The sequence below is a fragment of the Streptomyces sp. NPDC029466 genome (assembly GCF_055574515.1).
The window spans coordinates 1-16,214 of the sequence record NZ_JBVHZH010000059.1 but is presented as its reverse complement, the minus strand read 5'-3'; the positions used below and the strand labels follow the sequence as shown (position 1 = coordinate 16,214).

The window sequence follows — 16,214 nt, the reverse complement described above, 5'->3', positions numbered from 1 at the left end:
GTTCTGTGCCGGTCTTCACAGCGGACACGGCAGCGAACGGACGAGGGCCGACGGCAGGGGAGCAGGTGCCTCGGTCGGACCGACGCAAGCCCCTCGTGTTGAGACGGCCGGGGAGGCACGGGCTGCCGCTGCCGTTCGATGCGAGCCGGAGTGGATCTCGTGGGACATGCCCTCCCTCACGAGGTGCAGCTCCTCTCCGAGGTCGGCCAGGCGCCCTGAGAGGACGTCCAGCTCGGCGGCGCTGCTGCGGGCGCCGTGAGCGCGGCACCACTGCGAGGCGGTTTCGAGCATCTGGTGCAGCCCGGCCACCCTGCCGAAATCCCCCGTGACAGCCGAGGAGAACAGCTCGTCGAACTCCTCGGGTCGAGCGGCGGCAAGGCGGTCGCGCCAGCAGATGGTCGGGCCGCCGGCGCCCGGACTCACGGCCGAGATGCGGACTTCTTCGAGCATGCGGCGTTGTGCCCGCGGTACGGTGGACGACATGGGGTAACTCCCCTTAAAGGAAGGTTGGTTGGGCTAGGCGGACATGCGGGCGTCGGTGTCGAACAGCTTGCGCTCGGCGGGGTGCAGGATGTGCTGCGTGATGAAGCTGCGGCCCGCGACCTTCCACAGGCCCCGGCCCTTGGTCAGGGCGGAGACGGCTTGGGTTTCGACGCCGGTCAGGCCGAGCAGTGCAGCGGCGGCGGTGAGCTGGTCGGGCTCTTGGCGGTAGATGATGCGGGTGGAGCAGTCGGCCAGGAGGCCCTCGGCCAGTACCCGGCCGCGCGAGCCGGCATCACCTGCCGAGAGCAGGTCCGACAGCCGGTGGATGATCATCAAGTTCGCGGTGCCGAGGCCGCGGGAGAGCTTCCACTGGCTCTGCATCCGTTCCAGGAGGCCGACGTGCCGCATCAACCTCCACGCTTCGTCGTAGATCACCCAGCGTCGGCCACCGGCCGGGTCGGCGAGGGCGGACTCCATCCACGCGCTCGCGCAGGTCATCGCCAGCACCAAGGCCGTATCGTCACCGGAGCCGCCGAGGCGGGAGAGGTCGATGGACAGCATCGGCGTGGTCGGGTCGAACTCCACGGTGCTCGGGGCGTCGAACATGCCGCTCAGGTCGCCGTGCACCAGTCGGCGCAGGGCGTGCGCGAGGTCCTGGGCGGCCGGCCCCAGGTGTCCGGTCTGGTTGCCGAGGGCTCGGTCGAGGCGCTCGGGTGAGCCGAGGGCGTGCGCGATGTCGCCGAGCAGCGGCACCGTGCCGCTGGCGGTCGCCTCGGTGACGACCAGGTCGAGGGCGAGGTCCAGGGCGGTGTGCTCCCTCGGCTGGAGGTCGCGCTTGAGCACGGTGCGAGCCAGGCTGGCCAGGAGCAGCAGGCGGCGCTTTCGGACTTCGGTCGCCCAGTCGTCCTCGCTGACGGAGGCGGGCCGGGCCGGGGCGTCCAGGGGGTTCAACCGGCCCGGCAGCCCCGGCCCCAGCGCGATGGTGTAGCCGCCGAGGGCCTGGGCCACGGCCGTCCACTCGCCCTTGGGATCAGACGGCACATAGACCCGGTAGCCGTGGGCGATCGACCTGGTGGCGATGGACTTCGCCAACGCCGACTTCCCCATGCCGATGATTCCGGCGAGGACCGCGTTGGGGTTCGTGAAGCCCTCGATCCGCCCGTACAGCGAGAACGGGTCGAAACAGAACGCGGCCTCGGCGTGGACATCGCGACCGATGAAGATGCCCTCCGCCCCCAGCCCCCCTTCGGCCACGAAGGGATAGGCCCCGGAGGCCGTCGCGGTGGTCATCCGGTGAGCGGGCAGGTTGAGCTTGCCGCCCCGGGCGGAGGAGGGGCCGGGGCGTCCGGAGAGCGGGTAGGTCGGCCGCAGTTCCGGGGCGAAGGTCTCCTCGGCGCGGCGCTTGGGCGGTGTGTCGGCGAGGCGGGCCTGGCGGCGGGCCTCGGCGAAGCTGGCGCGGGCGGCCCTCCGCCGGGCGCGCGGTGCCTTGCGGGGGACGAACAGGGGGGAGGCGCTGGCGCGGGTGCGGGGCATGGACATTTCTCCAGAACGGAAGGCGGTCAGCGGCGGACGAGGCCGGTGAACGGCGCGCGCAGGTCGGCCGGGGTGGTGCGGCGGCGCACCAGGTGCGCGGTGCGCTGGTGGCGCTGGCAGATGGTCAGCTCCGGAGCCCCTTCGGGCAGGCCGGCCTGGCACGCTTCGCGATCGGGCACCTCGCCGGAGTCCGGCCGGGGGGCCGCGTGGTAGGCGGCGTGGACGTGGTCGGCGGCCTGCCAGATGCGGGTGCGGGCGGCGCGGAGCGGGTCGCTCTCGGCCGGGACGAGCTGCCCGACACGAACAGCATGGGCGTCGAGCAGCCCGTGCAGCGAGACGAGGTGGGAGTGCAGGGCATCCAGCTCCGCCCGGGTGGTGACGAGAGGACCGCCCGGGAGGTTGAGCGCGCGGTGGAAGTCGAGCGCGGCGGTGGCGAAGGGCACGAAGTCCTCCGCGGTCGGGACGGTGGTGCGGGACATGAGGGTGTTCTTTCGGGGAGGGACGGCCGGGATCAGGCGGCGAGAGCGAGCGGCATGGCGGCGGTGGTGAACGCCTCGGCCTGCTGCCAGGTCAGCGGCCGGAGGTCGAGCTGTGCCCCGACCGCGGCGGTCTCCACGACCGCGCAGGCGGAACGCAGTTCTTCCTCGGAATCGGCCGAGACGGTCAACAGGCCGGTCAGGGCGACATCCGCATGGCCCGCGATGAGCTGACGTTCCCGCGACTTGATGTCCTGGTACTCGATCGAGTCCGCCTCGGAGTCGACCTGGCCGCGCCGGGCCCGCTCGGCGGCATCGGCGATCACGCTGGCCTTCTTGCGCTGGACGTCGCGCAGGGCTGCGTCCAGCCCCTTTGGCTCGTACGAGAGCGACAGCGTGCGCCGGACCCCGCCGGTGAACAGGAGCTGATGCAGGAAGCCCGCGCTGGTATCTGTCCTGGGCCAGTTCTCCACCCAATACGTTTTGTGGACGGCCGTATCGGTCGCGATGTGGTCCGACTTCTCGACGACCACGACGGGGCCGGCAGCAGCGGGCTCGGCCTCGGAGCGACCAGTGGTGGACCAACGGTCCAGCGCTGCGAGGGACTTCGGGTCGTACGCCGTCCGCACGACAGCCGCGATCTCACGGGCGGTGAGCCAGCCGGCGGGGTGGAGCCCGGCGGTCCGCGCGGCCTGGTCGAAGGTGGAGGTCAGCTGTGCCAGAACACTGAAGGCCCCGGTCAGACCGCCTCCGGCCTGATTGATCAGACGTCGCGCCGCCTTGATGTCGAGCGACACCGCCACGTACGCCTCGTGCGGCGCCGCGGCCGGGCCCGCGCTCCGGACCAGCTCGCTGTAGATCGCGCCGGCCGCAGGGGCATGGGGCTGGCCGTGCTCCTTCCAGTAGCGGCGCAGGGCGTCGCCGGAGTCCGGGACGGTGCGCTCGATCACCTGCATGCGGGCGATCTGCCCGGTCCGGGCGAGCGCGGCCAGCGCGCGTCCCCAGCCGCCCACGTTGGCCTGCTGGGTGCCCGGGTCGAGCAGGGCGTAGGCGCGGGAGGCGACCTTGACCACGGCGGTCAGCGTGCCGGCATGGGGGTCGTGCACCGCACCGTATCGACGGTCGGGAGCGGTGACCACGCGCAGGCTGGCCGCGGTGCCGGGCAGATGGAGGAGCCCTTCGCGAGACGGTCGGCGGGAGGGCCGTGTGAGCCAGACGAGCTGGCCGCGCGTCCGGCGCAGGGCGTATCGGGTGACGATCGGAACCCAGTCGGCCAAGGCGCGGCCGCGGTGGCGGACGAAGACGAGGAGGGCGGTGGCGGCCCACAGGGGGATGAGTTCGAGGGCGCCGGCCACGCCGCGGGTGATGACCACGGCGAGCAGAAGGAGGCCGGTCAGGCTCGCGACGATCAGTTGTGGGGCTGTCAGGCCGAGCAGGATGCCGCGCCTGCTGCGGTGGGGGAACTTCACGGTGGCCGTGGCCGTGGCGGCTTCGGCCTGGTGCTTGCCGGACATGGTGGTTCCAGACGGTGGGAGCGGGCGGTGGAAGGGGTGTGCGGCGCTCTTCTGGAGGTGATGGCGAGACTCCTCTGATGGTCGGTCAGGTGGGGTGGGGCGGGCTGGGTATGCAGCCCGCCCCCGGATGTGATCGGTCAGGTGCCCGAAGGCGGCGGTGCGGCCGGATCGCCCGTGCCCACGTAGGTCACGCTGCCGCCCGGAGCCGACGCGCCGGCGACGCTGACGGTGCCCTGGACAGGCACGCCGGCAGGCCCTGCTTCGTCCTCGTGGGGGCGAGTGATGAGCGGTGGGATGCCGGGTCGCTGAATCAGGGACCGGCCCTTGTCGCCCCGAGCGTTCGGATCCTCGTCGTACCGGAACCGGGCCTGCTGCTGGGGCGGCCCGGCGTCGATGCCCTCCTTGCTGAGAGTGCCGCCGGAGGGGTTGATGCCGGAGGCGACGCCATCGGCACCGGCGCCGGGAACCTGATTCGGCCCCTGTGGAGCGGGGGTTCCGGTGCCGGCCTGCATCGCCAGGGTGCCCGCGGTCTTCGCGGCCCCTGCGGCGACCGCCATGCCAGCAACACCAGTGCGGTGCAGATCGTCGTGGCCGCCGCCATCGCTGGCCCAGCGGACGAACTTGTACGTGGCGTACGGGCACAACAGGACCAGCACCATCACGACGATGCCGGCCAGCGCGTCGGAGAGCGCGGCCATGCCGTTGTGGGCATCCGGCTTGCCCATCGCCGAGACGCCGATGAGGAAGACCACGGTCATCAGGAGTTTGGAGACGACCAGGGTGGCGGTGGCCTCGATCCAGCCACGCCGCCATCGCTTGGCCACCTCCCAGCCGCCCCCGGCGCCGGCGAAGACGGCGAGTGCGACCAGGACCAGGACGCCGACCTTGCGGGCGACCATCACGCCCCAGTACAGGAACGCCCCGATCGCGCAGCCGAGTGCGACCAGGCTGGGGACGCCCCAGCCGAGACCGTACATCGCCCCCAGCTCGTTGACCTTGATCACGCGGCGGATCGCGTCGTCAACCGAGGTGTTGGCTGCCTGGAAAAGGCCGTTCGACAAGGCTTCGACCACGGTGATGGCGACGCTGGTGAAGGCGATGGCGCAGAAGCTGAACAGGACGCCGGTCATGGTGCCGATCGCGGCCTGCGCCAGGGCACGTTCGTCTCGCCGCCAGGCCGCGAACATGAGCTGGAGGCAGAACGTGCCGACGGTCAGCGCGAGCCCGATGGGCAGCAGCAGTTCGTAGTTGTCCCGGAACCATCCGGCATTGAGGTCGATGGCGGTCGTCTCGTTGACGGCCTTGGCGGCGAGGTCCGCCGCGCTGGCGGCCAGTTCACCTGCCGATTTCGCGATCCATGCCCCGATGCCGTCGGTGACGGCTCCTGCGGGGTTGGCGGCGAAGTCGACGGCGCCGCACACCTTGTCCATCAGCGGCAAGTCGCAGACTGCCATGGTGGCACCTCCTTCCTGGGGTCAGGGCGCGACGGACGGCATGACGCCGACCAGGGCGCAGGGCTGGTGGGGGCGGCACTGGACCGCGAGGGTGGTGGTACGGCTCTCCGCACCGCCGGCGTGCGAGCCCTTCCAGGCGATCGACTGCTTGCCGGAGACCGTGACGGCGTAGATGTACGCCTGGGTGATCGCCCCGGGATCGGCCTGAAGAGCCCGGGTGAAGGAGTCCGGGAAGTGCCCCTCGTACACCTTGGCGGTGGCGAACTGTCGGTTGGCGGCCATCTCCTTCCACAGCACGGTCGAGGGAACGACCTTGTCGGCCGAAGCCGGATCGGCGTACTTGTCTTCGGTGGTCAGCCACGCGCGCAGAGCGGTCCGCAGCTCCGCCCGCGAGTACGCGCGGGTGTCGTAGGACCACAGCGCTGCCGCGGCGGCCTTCCCGAACGCGATCGGGTCGTGAGTCTTCGGAGGAACCGGCAGGGCACGAGGTTGGGTGCGCGGTGTGGACGGGGTGGTCGCGGTGGCCGTGGGCGAACTCGTTTGGACAGCAGGGGCTTTGGAGGGGCTCCTGGCATCGCGGGTGAGGTACGCGGCCAGGCCGGCGAGGGCGACAAGTACCACCAGGACAGCGGTGCCGAGCAGCGCCCGGCGGCGCACGGGGGAGTCGCCGCCGGGGTTCATCGGGCGGGAAGGCATCAGTGGACCTGCGTTCCCAGGCTGCTGAAGAACGCCACCACACCGTTTGCGGCACCCAGCAGGAGCGCCGCGCCGGCGCTCACCAGCACGCCCTTCTTGCCGTTGGCCTCTGCCTGGTGGCCGCCCGAGTGGTGTCCCCAGGCCCAGACGCCCGCGCTGACGGCGAGCGAGCCGACCGCGGCGATGATGCCGTAGAGGTTGATGGAGCCCATCACGTGCTTGAGGACGGACAGGCCGGGCAGCCCGCCCTCGTTCGGCTTGATGCCCGGGTCGTAGGCGAGCTGGATGACCTGGTCAGCGAGATACATTACGAACTCCAGTACGATTTAACGCACGCCAAAGCCCACGAGGGCGGAGCGGCGGTGCGAGATGAGGGGAGAGGGGGAGGGGGAGAAGCGCCGGTCAGACGACTCGGCGGGCCGCGAGAATCTGCGGCCTCCAGGACGCGAGGGTCGCGATACGGACCACGTCGCCGGTGTGCGGGGCGTTGATGACCAGACCGCGGCCGATGACCATGCCGACGTGCTCCGGACGGGACGCAGTGCCCTCGGTGAACACCAGGTCGCCCGGCTCCAGCGCGCCGACCGAGACCGGCTTGCCGTCCTTGACCTGCGTGTACGTCGTCCGAGACAGGGCGACGTCGGCGGCCTTGTACGACTGCTGCATCAGGGACGAGCAGTCACACCGACGCATCGGCACCTTGCCGTGCGGAGCAGTACAGTGCCCGCCCCATTGATACGGCGTGCCGAGCTGGCCGAGCGCCCACCGGATCGCCGTCCGGACCTTCGGCGGAGCATCAGCGGGGATCTTGTACCCGGCCGGCATCGCACCGGGGGGAATGGCGCCGAAGCCGGTCCCGTCCCCGTCGGCCGTGCAGCTGCCCGCGGTACCGGGCGAACGCCTGCCCGTGCCGGTGCCGGTCGGGCCGGACGGCGAAGGGCTCGGTGACGCGTCACCCGCCTTCAACAGCACGGGCTCGATGGCCTTCTGCAGTGCGGTGGCCAGGGGCTCCCACTTGGCATACGCCTCCGGGAAGCCCGACCGCTGCACCGCCTGAGCAGCCTGAGCGACGGACAACGACTGCCAGCCTGAGACCTTCTTCAGCCCCTCGTAGAACTTGGTCGAGGCATGCACCGGATCGAGGATCTCGTTGGCCGTGCCCCAGCCCTGCGACGGACGCTGTTGGAACAACCCCATGCTGTCGCGGTCGCCGTAGGTCAGGTTCCGCAGGCCGCTTTCCTGCAGGGCGGTCGCCAGGGCCACGACCTGCCCCCGGGCCGGAATGTGCATCGCGACGCCGGTGGCCTGGATCGTCTTGGCGTTGGGCACCTGCTCAGCCGGATCGTTCAGCCCCGGCACGTGGACCGAGCCCTTGTCGCCGCCGTCCAGGATGGCCTTCACCTGAGAGGCGACGGCTGCTGTGTCCGCAGGCTGTGCACCGTCGGTGGAGCACGAGGCCGAAGCGGTCTCGGCGCCGAAGGCGAGGACGGGAACGGCCAGCAGCAGCGGACCGGTTGCGCAGAGGCCGACAACGGCTCCGGTGGTCTTCTTCATCGCCGCCGCCATTCACCGAGGTGTCGGTGCCAGCCGGGTGTCGGTGGAGGGTCGGGGCGTGGGGGTGTCAGGGCATGCTGCATCGCAGCGGCTCCTCGGTGTTCGCAGGAGACGCGGTGCCGACTTCTCGTGCAAAGCCGTCGGCACCGCGCCGATATAAATCCGCCTGAAGGGCGGCCCGGGTCAGAGGAGTTGGTAGCTCCCGGACGCCGGTCTCAGGTCACGCGCGGCAGCCAGCCGCGCTCGTAATCTCAGGCAGTACACCGGCTCTCCTGACGGCGTGGGTAACGAGGGGAAACGCGCCTTCCGCGCAGCTCGCTTGGACGAGATGACACGGATAAGCACAGGTCAACGGGGTGAAGCGAGGCTTCGGCCCGGTGACAGGGCGAGAAGGTAGACCGGGATTCCGGCCGCACCAAACGACTCCCGGACCCGCGCCCGGATCACGACCCACCTCGTTAGGCCCGGCCGGAGATCACGCCTAATATCCGGCACCACCCGCCCCGATGAGCGTTGTTGAACGCTGTCCGGAGCGGCTCCACGCCCCGCCATGCCCTGAAAGAGGCCCTCCACATGAGCTACACGCTGCATCGAGGCGACGCCCTCACCGTGCTCAAGACCCTCCCGGACGAGAGCGTCAACGCCGTGATCACCGACCCCCCGTACAACTCCGGCGGACGTACCAGCTCGGACCGCACCGGCCGCACCGCGCGAGCCAAGTACGTCACCAGCGGCTCCGCGCACGACCTCGCCAACTTCCCCGGAGAGAACCGCGACCAGCGCTCCTACCGAGCCTGGCTGACCGAACTGCTCACCGAGGCGTACCGGGCATCGACCGAGCACGCGGTCGTCATGGTCTTCTCCGACTGGCGCCAGGACCCGACCACGTCCGACGCGTTGCAGATGGCGGGGTGGACCTGGAGCGGCACGATCCCGTGGATCAAGCCCGCCAGCCGGCCCCGCAAGGGCGGGTTCAAGCAGGACTCGGAGTACATCCTGTGGGGCGTCAAGGGCAGCCTGGACAAGGACCGGGACCTGTACCTGCCCGGCCACTACATCGCCTCCCAGCCCCGCAAGGACCGGGTGCACATCACCCAGAAGCCGGTCGAGATCATGCAGCAGCTCGTACAGATCTGCCCCGAAGGCGGCACCGTCCTCGACCCCTTCACCGGAAGCGGGTCCACCGGCGTTGCCGCCCTTCGCGAAGGCCGACACTTCGTCGGCGTCGAGCTGTCCTCCCACTACGCCGACGTGGCCGAGCAGCGCCTCCACGCCGAGCTGACGCAGGACGACTTCACCTTGGCCGGACCGGAGGCGTAACCATGAGAGCGGAAAGCCCAGGTTCAGCGCGCCGCAGACGCCGAAAGGGCGGCTGGCGCATCGAGTAACCGATGCGCCAGCCGCCCTTCTCATTGCGTCAGGCCGCCTCGAATGCCCGCCGGATCACCGGCGCCGCCTTCTCCAGACCGGCCGCCGAGGCAAGGCGCACCTCCAAGTCCCCGGTCCCGAGGTGCCCGATGCCGCGCATGTCCCGAGTAAAGCCTTCCTCCAGCGTGACGGTGTCCGGGTCGAGTCTGAGATAGACCAGGATCGCCTCGTGCTTCGGACGGAAGACCACCGACGCCACGTTCACCAGCCGCCGGTAGGCGATGTAGTGCCGCAGAACCGCCACCTCGACCTCGCCCCACGCCGTCAGAGCGTCGTCCAACTCCGCGTACAGGTCCCGCAGACACTCCGGGACGAGACCAGGACCCACCAGATCCGGTGCCGCCGGCGCGCTGTCGATAGCCGCGTCCCGCTCCCGGTTCCGCCGAGACGAAGCGGCGCTTGGCAAACCGGGCGAGGAGTCCACCAGCAGCAGGCTCAGCAGGCCACCCTCGAAGACGCGATAGCGCAGCAGGTCGATCCGCTCGGGCAACCGCTGCACGGCCACGCGGTCGTGATGGGAGAAGCCGGCCGCGATGCAGACCGTCCGCGGACGACGCCAGTCGATAGACCCGGCAGCCTCCGCACCCAGCACCCTCCGGACGAGCGCCTCGAACTCGTGGTGCGCCGAATCCAGCCAGGACATGTAGGAGACAGCCTGCGACAACACGCCGCTGTCGGAGCCCTTCTTGTACTCGATCACCACCGGGCTGCCGTTCTCATCCAGCCCCAAGGTGTCGATCCGCCCCCGGTGCCACGGACCGGTCGGGTACTCCGACGCCAGGTACCGGATGCCGAGCATCTGCGCCAGACCGGCCTCCACCCGCCGCTGCAGCTCCACCTCCAGCGCCACCGTCGAACCGGACAACTCCACGTCCCGCCCATCCGCGTCCCGCCGGAACAACATCAGCTCAGCCACCAGCACCCCTCCCATGATCTCCGCATGAAGACCAATCGACGGAGGGCTCGGAGTATTCCGCCTAAGTCGGGCCGTCGGATTCCGCCGCCGTTACGGGCGGGCAGGCGGCGGGCGGGGTCGGCGGCGAGCTGCCCGGCCACCGGGCCCCGCCCGTCCGGGGCGAGGCGTTCCAGGAGCTGGAGGTGCCTGATCGCCTCGCGGGCCTTGACGGTGGTGAGCAGGGCGAGGTGGGACTCGTCCGGATAGGCGCCGATGATCGGCCCAACGGCGCTGTTGTGGTCCGTGCCGTCCTCAACTTCACCTGTGTGAGCGGGGCATGGGATGTCCCCGCTCTGGCTTGTATCGCGGGGAGGGGGGAGGTCACCCGATGGTGGCGGGAAATCGATAGCACCCCTGGCCACAATTGTGACATCAGTCACGCATCGCACATGCGTGGGTACTTGGAGTGTCGAAAGGGTGCAGGTCAGGGTCTCGATCCGACTACTTTCCGCTTCCATCTAGTTTCGTCGCGTGATATTCGTCCGGCCGCGCATGCGTGTTCGGCCGTTTGGGCCGGTTGAGTGACCCACAACGGCACTCCAGGTGCCGGACACTCTGTCAGCCCTCAACGAAGAGGATTCATGAACGACGACGTTCGTGAGGAAGACGGCCGCGCCCCCGTGGCCGCCGAGGCCCCACTCCCGCTGGAGTTCGAGGCCCACTACCTCACCAACCAGGAGGCGTTTCACGAGTACGCCCTGTTCATCCTGCGTACGAACGAGCGGGCGGAGAAGGCCGTCCACCGCTGCTTCTTGGAGATACTGCGGCACTGGGACGCCCTGCTCGCCGACCCCAACCTGCAGGAGCAGACCTGGCAGATCATGCGCCGGGTCATCATCGGCGAGCTGATCGGGGGCCTGCGCGAGGAACTGCTGGCCAGAGAGAGCGACACCGAGCTGAACGCGACCCTCGCCCGCCTGCCCGCCCGGCAGTTCGACGTGATCGTCCTCCGCCACATCGGCGAGTACGACACCAAGCACATCGCCTGGTACATGGGCCTGACCCCCAGCACCGTCACCCACCACCTGCGCAAGGCCCAGGAGCGTCTCGCTCCCGTCTACCAGCGCACCACGCGGCCCATCAACAAGGAGTACACCCGGTGAGCACCTGGGAGAAGCTCTTCGCCGACGCCAATGCCGACACCGAGGTCTCCGTCTGTGAACTCCACCGCGCCCCCGGCGTCGATGCGGCCGTCCACGAACCGCGCCGCAGATTCGACGTCGGAGCGGGCCTGCGCCGCCTCGCCCAGGACGCCGGATACGCGCAGTCGCCCCCCGTCGGATCGCCCAGGCGGCCCAGCGCCCGTCACCGGCTCGGAGCGATGGCCCGCGTAACGGTCACCCAGGCCGGGGCAGCCTCCCACGTGGAAGACCTGATCGCGCTCCTGGGCGACGGCGACGTCGCCCAGTTCGACGGCTGGACCGAAGGCGTCGACATCGAGGGCGTCCAGGTCTTCGCGTGCATGCTCTACCTCGCCCACCACCCCGAAAGCGCCCGCTTCTGGTGGAAGTTCGCCGCCGGCGCAGGCAACAGCGGTGCGGCCTACTGCCTCTACCTCGACCACCTCTCCCTCGGCGACGACTGCGACGCCCGGTTTTGGAAGCGGCAGGTCACCTCCCTGGTGGCCCGCTCGACTCCCGGCCGGGGCTCCGAGTTCGACCCGGAGAAATTCCTGGGGGCCCTGGAGCGCTTCACCGGCTACTCCGCCCGCCACCACATCAGCCGGACTGTCCCCACCGGAGGGATGGAGGCCGCCTTCGACCGGCTGACCGACCAGCACACCGACGACGGCCTGGTCTGCCCCGACGCCCGCCTGGCCGCCCGCATCCACGAACTCGCCGGCCGTCCCTGAACACACAACAGGTCCGGCGTGGGGCCGAGGGTTCCTACGCCGCCCAGCCCCCGCCGGACCATCAACAGCACCCCGAAGAACGGAGCGCCCACCATGCACAGTAGCCGCCGCACCCGCCTCGTGGACCGGACCGCGCGAATCCGTCGCACCTGGCAGTGGATCGTCCGCCGCCGCACCGCCCTGCTCTCCAGTGCCCTGCGCGGCGCCGCCTACACCACCGGCGCCGGCCTCGTCGGCCTCGCCTTCTACCTGATCCGGCAGCAGCTCTGGCCCCCCGGCGACCGGCCGGATGCCGAAGGCGCCTCAGCATGTAACGTCGGCCCGCGCCACGCCGCCGGGACCTTGCCTGTTAGACGAGAGGCGGGCTCCACTAGCCCTGGTTTTCTACAGGGCAGGTCGCGCTATCGTCAGCTGCATGGCCCGATCTTGCGTGTTCTGTGGCGGTACGCCGGTCACCAACGAGCATGTCTACCCTCAGTGGCTGGCCGAGGCGTTCCCCGAGAAGATGCGTACCGGCCGAGCCATCATGGGCTCGTACTCTGACAAAGGCAGCCTCCGACGCCACTCCGGGCGAATGTTCACGGCGCAGGTCAAGGCGGTATGCGAGCCCTGCAACAGCGGCTGGATGAGTGCCCTCGAAGGGCGAGTCAAGCCCTACCTGCTACCGATGATCAAGGGCGAGATCGTAGAATTGGTGCCCGAGGCACAGGAGATCCTGGCCACCTGGACTCTCAAGACCGCCCTGATGTGCCAAGTTATGCTTCCGCAGGCCCAGCCGAACCTACCGGCTGAACTCTTCACGGATCTGTACCGGGACCGTCAGCCGGCCGAGGAGATGAAGGTGTTCTGCGGTTACATGATGCCGCCGCAGTACCTCAACGGACCGAGCCCCATGGAGAACCGCTCCGTCCCCCGCACGATTCGCCACCGAAGGGCGGATGGGCAGGCGTACGAGGCCTGGGCCACAGTGGTCACCATACGGATCGGCTACGCAGTGGTTCAACTAGTGAGCGCAGGTCCGAAAGGACTGCGGTATGAACTCGGATTCGAAGGCTCCTACGTCGAGCCATTGTGGCCCGTGCGGGAGACGTTCTCCTGGCCTCCTCGTGCTCTGAAGACACTTAAGGAGTTCAACGTCTTCGCCGATCCGCTCAGGCAAGTGAGCCGACCGCTCCCCGAGTAGTGGCCCAGTGCGGTCAGTTGCTCTCCGAAATCGATCGTCCTGCACTACAGAAGCGGTTACCGTCCTGTACATGGACGACTCGCTCTCGTATGAGAGCTTTTACCAGGGGGCCAAGAAGGCGGCTCACAAGGCTATGGACGACCATGGCCGCCCGGAGTATGAAGAGTTCGCGCTCCACGCTGGTGTTGCGGTCGAGAAGCTTGCCAAGGCGGCCCTCGCCGCGAAAAATCCGGTCTACGTTGCGGAGATCCGCAACAACAGCGCGGACGTGGTCATGCATCTCGGCGGGCATGTTCAGTTGGGCGAGGAGAAGGTCCGCACCGTCGGGGCCACAGAGGCCATCAAGCGGCTCCGGAAGATCGGTGTGCTCAAGGCCGATCCCGATCTCGACCTGCTGATCGAGATGCGCAACGGCGCGGCCCATGCCGCCCCGGACAGCACCCTGGCCAAGGGGATGATCTCTCCGCTCGCCCGGACGATCGAGACGCTGCTTAGCGATGTCAGCAGGCCACTGGACGACTTCTGGGGGCGGTGGACGAAGGCAGTCAAGGACGCAGTGGACGAGCAGAGGGACGCGGTCTTCCAGGACGTCCAGCTCCGCATCAGTCAGGCTCGACACCGTCTAGAGGATCGCCTTGAGGGACTGCCCTTGCCAAACGAGATCCGGCTGCGGCCCAAGATGTCCGGCTTCAACTTCTTCTTCGGAGCGGTAGATCCCGATGCTGACGGAGACATCGTTTCCGTGACCGGTGGTGCGGGTTGCCCAGCCTGGGGCAGGGAGGCGCAGGTGACCGTGGAGCCCTCCTCAGACAAGGGCGCGATCGCTGTGGCTCTGACATGCCCGTGGTGCCAGCTTCATCTCAACGGCCTTGCGGAGATAGAGGCATCGGACGCCGACCTGGACATATCCCTAGAGGTCGCAGAAGCTGCCCTCCACGGCGATTACGACTAGTAGGGCCTGTCCGGCGGATCTTGTGACCGTCGTGACTTTGGATCGTTGGCATGAGCATGGGGCGGAGAGATTTAACGCATCAGGAGTGGGCCCGGCTGAAGCCGCATTTGCCGAAGTCCAATAGATAGGGCGGCCGTTGAGACCGGACACCGCAGGGTCATCAACGAGGTCCTGTACCGACTGCGCACAGGGGCGCCATGGCGGGATCTAAAAGAGCGTTTGGTCCTGGCGAGGTTGTTTGGTTCGAGGTTCAGGTGTCGCGCCAGTTCGGAGTGGATTCGCGGGTGAGTCTGCGGCTTATGAGGTCGATCATCGCGATGTGGATTATGGCTTCGGAGCGGTGGGCGTGGGTCTCGTAGTCGCGAGCGAGCCGGCGGTGGTGCATGAGCCAGCCGAAGGTCCGCTCCACCACCCAACGTCGCGGGATCACCTTGAACCCTTTGACGCCGGGGTCTTTGCGGACGGCTTCGACGTCGATGCCGAGGTGGGCGCCGTGGTCGATGGCCTTGGTGCGGTAGCCGGTGTCGGTCCAAGCCTTGGTCACGCGAGGGCTTGTGGTGGAGATCTGGGACAGCAGGTGGATGCCGCCTGCGTTGTCGGAGACGCCGGCCGCGGTCACCCAGACGGCCAGGAGGAGGCCGAGGGTGTCGACGCCGAGGTGGCGCTTGCGGCCTGCGATTTTCTTGCCGGCGTCGATGCCCTGGCCGGCTGCGGGCACGTTGGCGGAGGTCTTGACGCTTTGCGCGTCGAGCACGCAGGCACTCGGCTTGGCCTCCCGGCCTTCGGCTTCGCGTACCAGACGTCGCAGCAGGCCGTTGAGGTGGTCGAAAATGCCTTCCTTCTGCCACGCGGCGAAGTATCCGTAGACCGTCTCCCATGGAGCGAAGTCGTGTGGCAGGAAACGCCAGGGGATGCCGGTGCGGTCAACGTACAGGATGGCGTTCATGATGCGGCGCAGGTCGTGCTCGGGCGGGCGGCCGATGTCCAGGCCCTTGCCCCGGCGCTTGGCCCGCCAGGCGGTGAGCGTGGGTCCGATCAACTCCCAGCGGGCATCAGACAGGTCGCTGGGATACGGGCGTTGGCGCGTCATGTTTCGGTAGTACCGTCGGGCACGGCACGTTCACAGGGCGCAAACGGCGTCAATCAGGGGCGCCTTGGGATCAGACGGGAGCGACACGACCGAAACGGGCCGAGGTGCGGCGCCACCTGTCGCACGGCCCGCGTGGAGCACTATCGCCTCAGCAGCCTCAGGCCCACTCACCGCCCAAAGTGCCACCAAACAACCTCGCCAGGACCAAACGCTCTTTAAGTGGTGTCGCCGATCCACGCGTGCGGAACACCCAGCAGGTTCTTCGTCTGCTGGTGGTACAGCGCATGCAGCTCGCTGACCTGCGGGTACGGCAGCGGTGGGGACGTTGCCGGGACCGCTGGCCCGGGAATGGTCCGGATCTTGGCTGATGCAGACCTTAGGGCTGCGGCTCTGTTGGATTGGCTGCAGCCGCCCGCTCCGAGCTGACGGTCCCACCTGGCACAGGTGGTAAATAGCGTCCTGTGGGGTCCAGCTGGTCCACGCGAGGCCGCGTAAGCGCAGGTCAGACGCTTGGAGTCCAGGAGCGTCGCCCCTGTTGGTGATATGCGTGTGATACCGCGTGAGAGGTGAGGAGCCCCCGTCGGCTGGCGCCGGCGGGGGCTCCTGCGTTTGGGGGCGGGCCCGGTAGGTGGTGGTTGACGCGGCCTTGCTGCGACTCCATACAGGTCCTATGGCGAGTTGTGGCACCTGGGTGCAGCCGTAGACGGCAGACAGCGAAGAGGTGCTGGCTTCGTCTAGCGTCGTGGGATCCGACGGCGGTCAGGGCCCGCACTCGACAGCGTAACGGGCCCTGTAGTCCGTTTCTTTGACGACTGACCGCGCGGGCCGGCACTCGCTCACGCAGGGCCCGAAGGTCGTGCTGTCACAGCATCGCAAGGAGCCGCAGCTTTGTGCAGACCTGCCCATTCTTCAGATCGGCAAAGGCGTGCCCGACGACGGCCCGCGGCGACTAGGGAGTGTCTTCAAATGATCTCGGGTGGTGGATCATGGTCGGGTGATACGTCGCCATGAACTGTCCGATGCTGAGTGGGAGTTCGTCCGGCC

15 protein-coding genes and 1 pseudogene are annotated in these 16,214 nt (G+C 68.8%); 6 read left to right on the top strand and 10 right to left on the bottom strand.

What is annotated here, in order from left to right:
* Window positions 1–15: 15 nt before the first annotated feature.
* From ACZ4XD_RS32805 to ACZ4XD_RS32770, 8 genes are all read right to left on the bottom strand, one after another.
* Window positions 16–483, bottom strand: a complete 468-nt coding sequence (locus tag ACZ4XD_RS32805; protein ID WP_468048156.1) for a hypothetical protein — start codon at window positions 481–483, stop codon at window positions 16–18.
* Window positions 484–516: 33 nt separating this feature from the next.
* A complete protein-coding gene (locus tag ACZ4XD_RS32800) occupies window positions 517–2,016 on the bottom strand; it encodes an ATP-binding protein (RefSeq protein ID WP_468048155.1) in 1,500 nt (499 codons plus the stop codon).
* A gap of 26 nt (window positions 2,017–2,042) precedes the next feature.
* Complete coding sequence (locus ACZ4XD_RS32795) at window positions 2,043–2,495, bottom strand: DUF6238 family protein (RefSeq protein ID WP_468048153.1); 453 nt, start codon at window positions 2,493–2,495, stop codon at window positions 2,043–2,045.
* A 32-nt stretch (window positions 2,496–2,527) separates the two neighbouring features.
* Window positions 2,528–4,006, bottom strand: a complete 1,479-nt coding sequence (locus tag ACZ4XD_RS32790; protein ID WP_468048151.1) for an SCO6880 family protein — start codon at window positions 4,004–4,006, stop codon at window positions 2,528–2,530.
* Window positions 4,007–4,143: 137 nt separating this feature from the next.
* Window positions 4,144–5,460: an SCO6881 family protein gene (locus tag ACZ4XD_RS32785; protein ID WP_468048149.1), complete on the bottom strand. Its 1,317-nt coding sequence runs from the start codon at window positions 5,458–5,460 to the stop codon at window positions 4,144–4,146.
* A 21-nt stretch (window positions 5,461–5,481) separates the two neighbouring features.
* Window positions 5,482–6,156 carry a hypothetical protein gene (locus tag ACZ4XD_RS32780; protein WP_468048147.1) on the bottom strand — a complete coding sequence of 225 codons (675 nt, stop codon included), beginning with the start codon at window positions 6,154–6,156 and terminating at the stop codon, window positions 5,482–5,484.
* Complete coding sequence (locus ACZ4XD_RS32775) at window positions 6,156–6,464, bottom strand: DUF6112 family protein (protein WP_468048145.1); 309 nt, start codon at window positions 6,462–6,464, stop codon at window positions 6,156–6,158. Before ACZ4XD_RS32775 ends, ACZ4XD_RS32780 begins: the two co-directional genes overlap by 1 nt.
* 94 nt (window positions 6,465–6,558) lie before the next feature.
* The gene (locus tag ACZ4XD_RS32770; protein ID WP_468048143.1) at window positions 6,559–7,710 is read right to left on the bottom strand and encodes a C40 family peptidase; all 1,152 of its coding nucleotides are present in this window, start codon (window positions 7,708–7,710) and stop codon (window positions 6,559–6,561) included.
* 573 nt (window positions 7,711–8,283) lie between these two features.
* On the opposite strand from ACZ4XD_RS32770, the gene ACZ4XD_RS32765 reads away from it, so the two are divergent.
* A complete protein-coding gene (locus ACZ4XD_RS32765; RefSeq protein WP_468048141.1) occupies window positions 8,284–9,030 on the top strand; it encodes a DNA-methyltransferase in 747 nt (248 codons plus the stop codon).
* A 97-nt stretch (window positions 9,031–9,127) separates the two neighbouring features.
* On the opposite strand, the gene ACZ4XD_RS32760 is transcribed toward ACZ4XD_RS32765, so the two are convergent.
* Window positions 9,128–10,054, bottom strand: a complete 927-nt coding sequence (locus ACZ4XD_RS32760; RefSeq protein ID WP_468048139.1) for a DUF5655 domain-containing protein — start codon at window positions 10,052–10,054, stop codon at window positions 9,128–9,130.
* A 620-nt stretch (window positions 10,055–10,674) separates the two neighbouring features.
* Here ACZ4XD_RS32760 and ACZ4XD_RS32755 point away from each other — a divergent pair.
* The 5 genes and pseudogenes from ACZ4XD_RS32755 to ACZ4XD_RS32735 form a co-directional block, all read left to right on the top strand.
* Window positions 10,675–11,196 carry an RNA polymerase sigma factor gene (locus ACZ4XD_RS32755; RefSeq protein WP_468048137.1) on the top strand — a complete coding sequence of 174 codons (522 nt, stop codon included), beginning with the start codon at window positions 10,675–10,677 and terminating at the stop codon, window positions 11,194–11,196.
* Window positions 11,193–11,945, top strand: a complete 753-nt coding sequence (locus ACZ4XD_RS32750; RefSeq protein WP_468048135.1) for a hypothetical protein — start codon at window positions 11,193–11,195, stop codon at window positions 11,943–11,945. Before ACZ4XD_RS32755 ends, ACZ4XD_RS32750 begins: the two co-directional genes overlap by 4 nt.
* Window positions 11,946–12,360: 415 nt before the next feature.
* Entirely contained in the window at window positions 12,361–13,128 is a 768-nt protein-coding gene (locus ACZ4XD_RS32745) for a hypothetical protein (protein ID WP_468048133.1), read from the top strand.
* 70 nt (window positions 13,129–13,198) lie between these two features.
* A complete protein-coding gene (locus tag ACZ4XD_RS32740) occupies window positions 13,199–14,080 on the top strand; it encodes a hypothetical protein (protein WP_468048131.1) in 882 nt (293 codons plus the stop codon).
* A gap of 56 nt (window positions 14,081–14,136) precedes the next feature.
* Window positions 14,137–14,290, top strand: a pseudogene (locus ACZ4XD_RS32735) (transposase); the annotation flags it as partial.
* A gap of 40 nt (window positions 14,291–14,330) precedes the next feature.
* On the opposite strand, the gene ACZ4XD_RS32730 reads toward ACZ4XD_RS32735, so the two are convergent.
* Window positions 14,331–15,170: an IS5 family transposase gene (locus ACZ4XD_RS32730; protein ID WP_468048129.1), complete on the bottom strand. Its 840-nt coding sequence runs from the start codon at window positions 15,168–15,170 to the stop codon at window positions 14,331–14,333.
* Window positions 15,171–16,214: the final 1,044 nt, after the last annotated feature.

Excerpts from the sequence above, each read along its gene's own strand:
- ACZ4XD_RS32805 (WP_468048156.1), bottom strand. The coding sequence starts at position 483 with ATGTCGTCCACCGTACCGCGGGCACAACGCCGCATGCTCGAAGAAGTC.
- ACZ4XD_RS32800 (WP_468048155.1), bottom strand. The coding sequence starts at position 2,016 with ATGCCCCGCACCCGCGCCAGCGCCTCCCCCCTGTTCGTCCCCCGCAAG.
- ACZ4XD_RS32795 (WP_468048153.1), bottom strand. The coding sequence starts at position 2,495 with ATGTCCCGCACCACCGTCCCGACCGCGGAGGACTTCGTGCCCTTCGCC.
- ACZ4XD_RS32790 (WP_468048151.1), bottom strand. The coding sequence starts at position 4,006 with ATGTCCGGCAAGCACCAGGCCGAAGCCGCCACGGCCACGGCCACCGTG.
- ACZ4XD_RS32785 (WP_468048149.1), bottom strand. The coding sequence starts at position 5,460 with ATGGCAGTCTGCGACTTGCCGCTGATGGACAAGGTGTGCGGCGCCGTC.
- ACZ4XD_RS32780 (WP_468048147.1), bottom strand. The coding sequence starts at position 6,156 with ATGCCTTCCCGCCCGATGAACCCCGGCGGCGACTCCCCCGTGCGCCGC.
- ACZ4XD_RS32775 (WP_468048145.1), bottom strand. The coding sequence starts at position 6,464 with ATGTATCTCGCTGACCAGGTCATCCAGCTCGCCTACGACCCGGGCATC.
- ACZ4XD_RS32770 (WP_468048143.1), bottom strand. The coding sequence starts at position 7,710 with ATGAAGAAGACCACCGGAGCCGTTGTCGGCCTCTGCGCAACCGGTCCG.
- ACZ4XD_RS32765 (WP_468048141.1), top strand. The coding sequence starts at position 8,284 with ATGAGCTACACGCTGCATCGAGGCGACGCCCTCACCGTGCTCAAGACC.
- ACZ4XD_RS32755 (WP_468048137.1), top strand. The coding sequence starts at position 10,675 with ATGAACGACGACGTTCGTGAGGAAGACGGCCGCGCCCCCGTGGCCGCC.
- ACZ4XD_RS32745 (WP_468048133.1), top strand. The coding sequence starts at position 12,361 with ATGGCCCGATCTTGCGTGTTCTGTGGCGGTACGCCGGTCACCAACGAG.
- ACZ4XD_RS32740 (WP_468048131.1), top strand. The coding sequence starts at position 13,199 with ATGGACGACTCGCTCTCGTATGAGAGCTTTTACCAGGGGGCCAAGAAG.
- ACZ4XD_RS32730 (WP_468048129.1), bottom strand. The coding sequence starts at position 15,170 with ATGACGCGCCAACGCCCGTATCCCAGCGACCTGTCTGATGCCCGCTGG.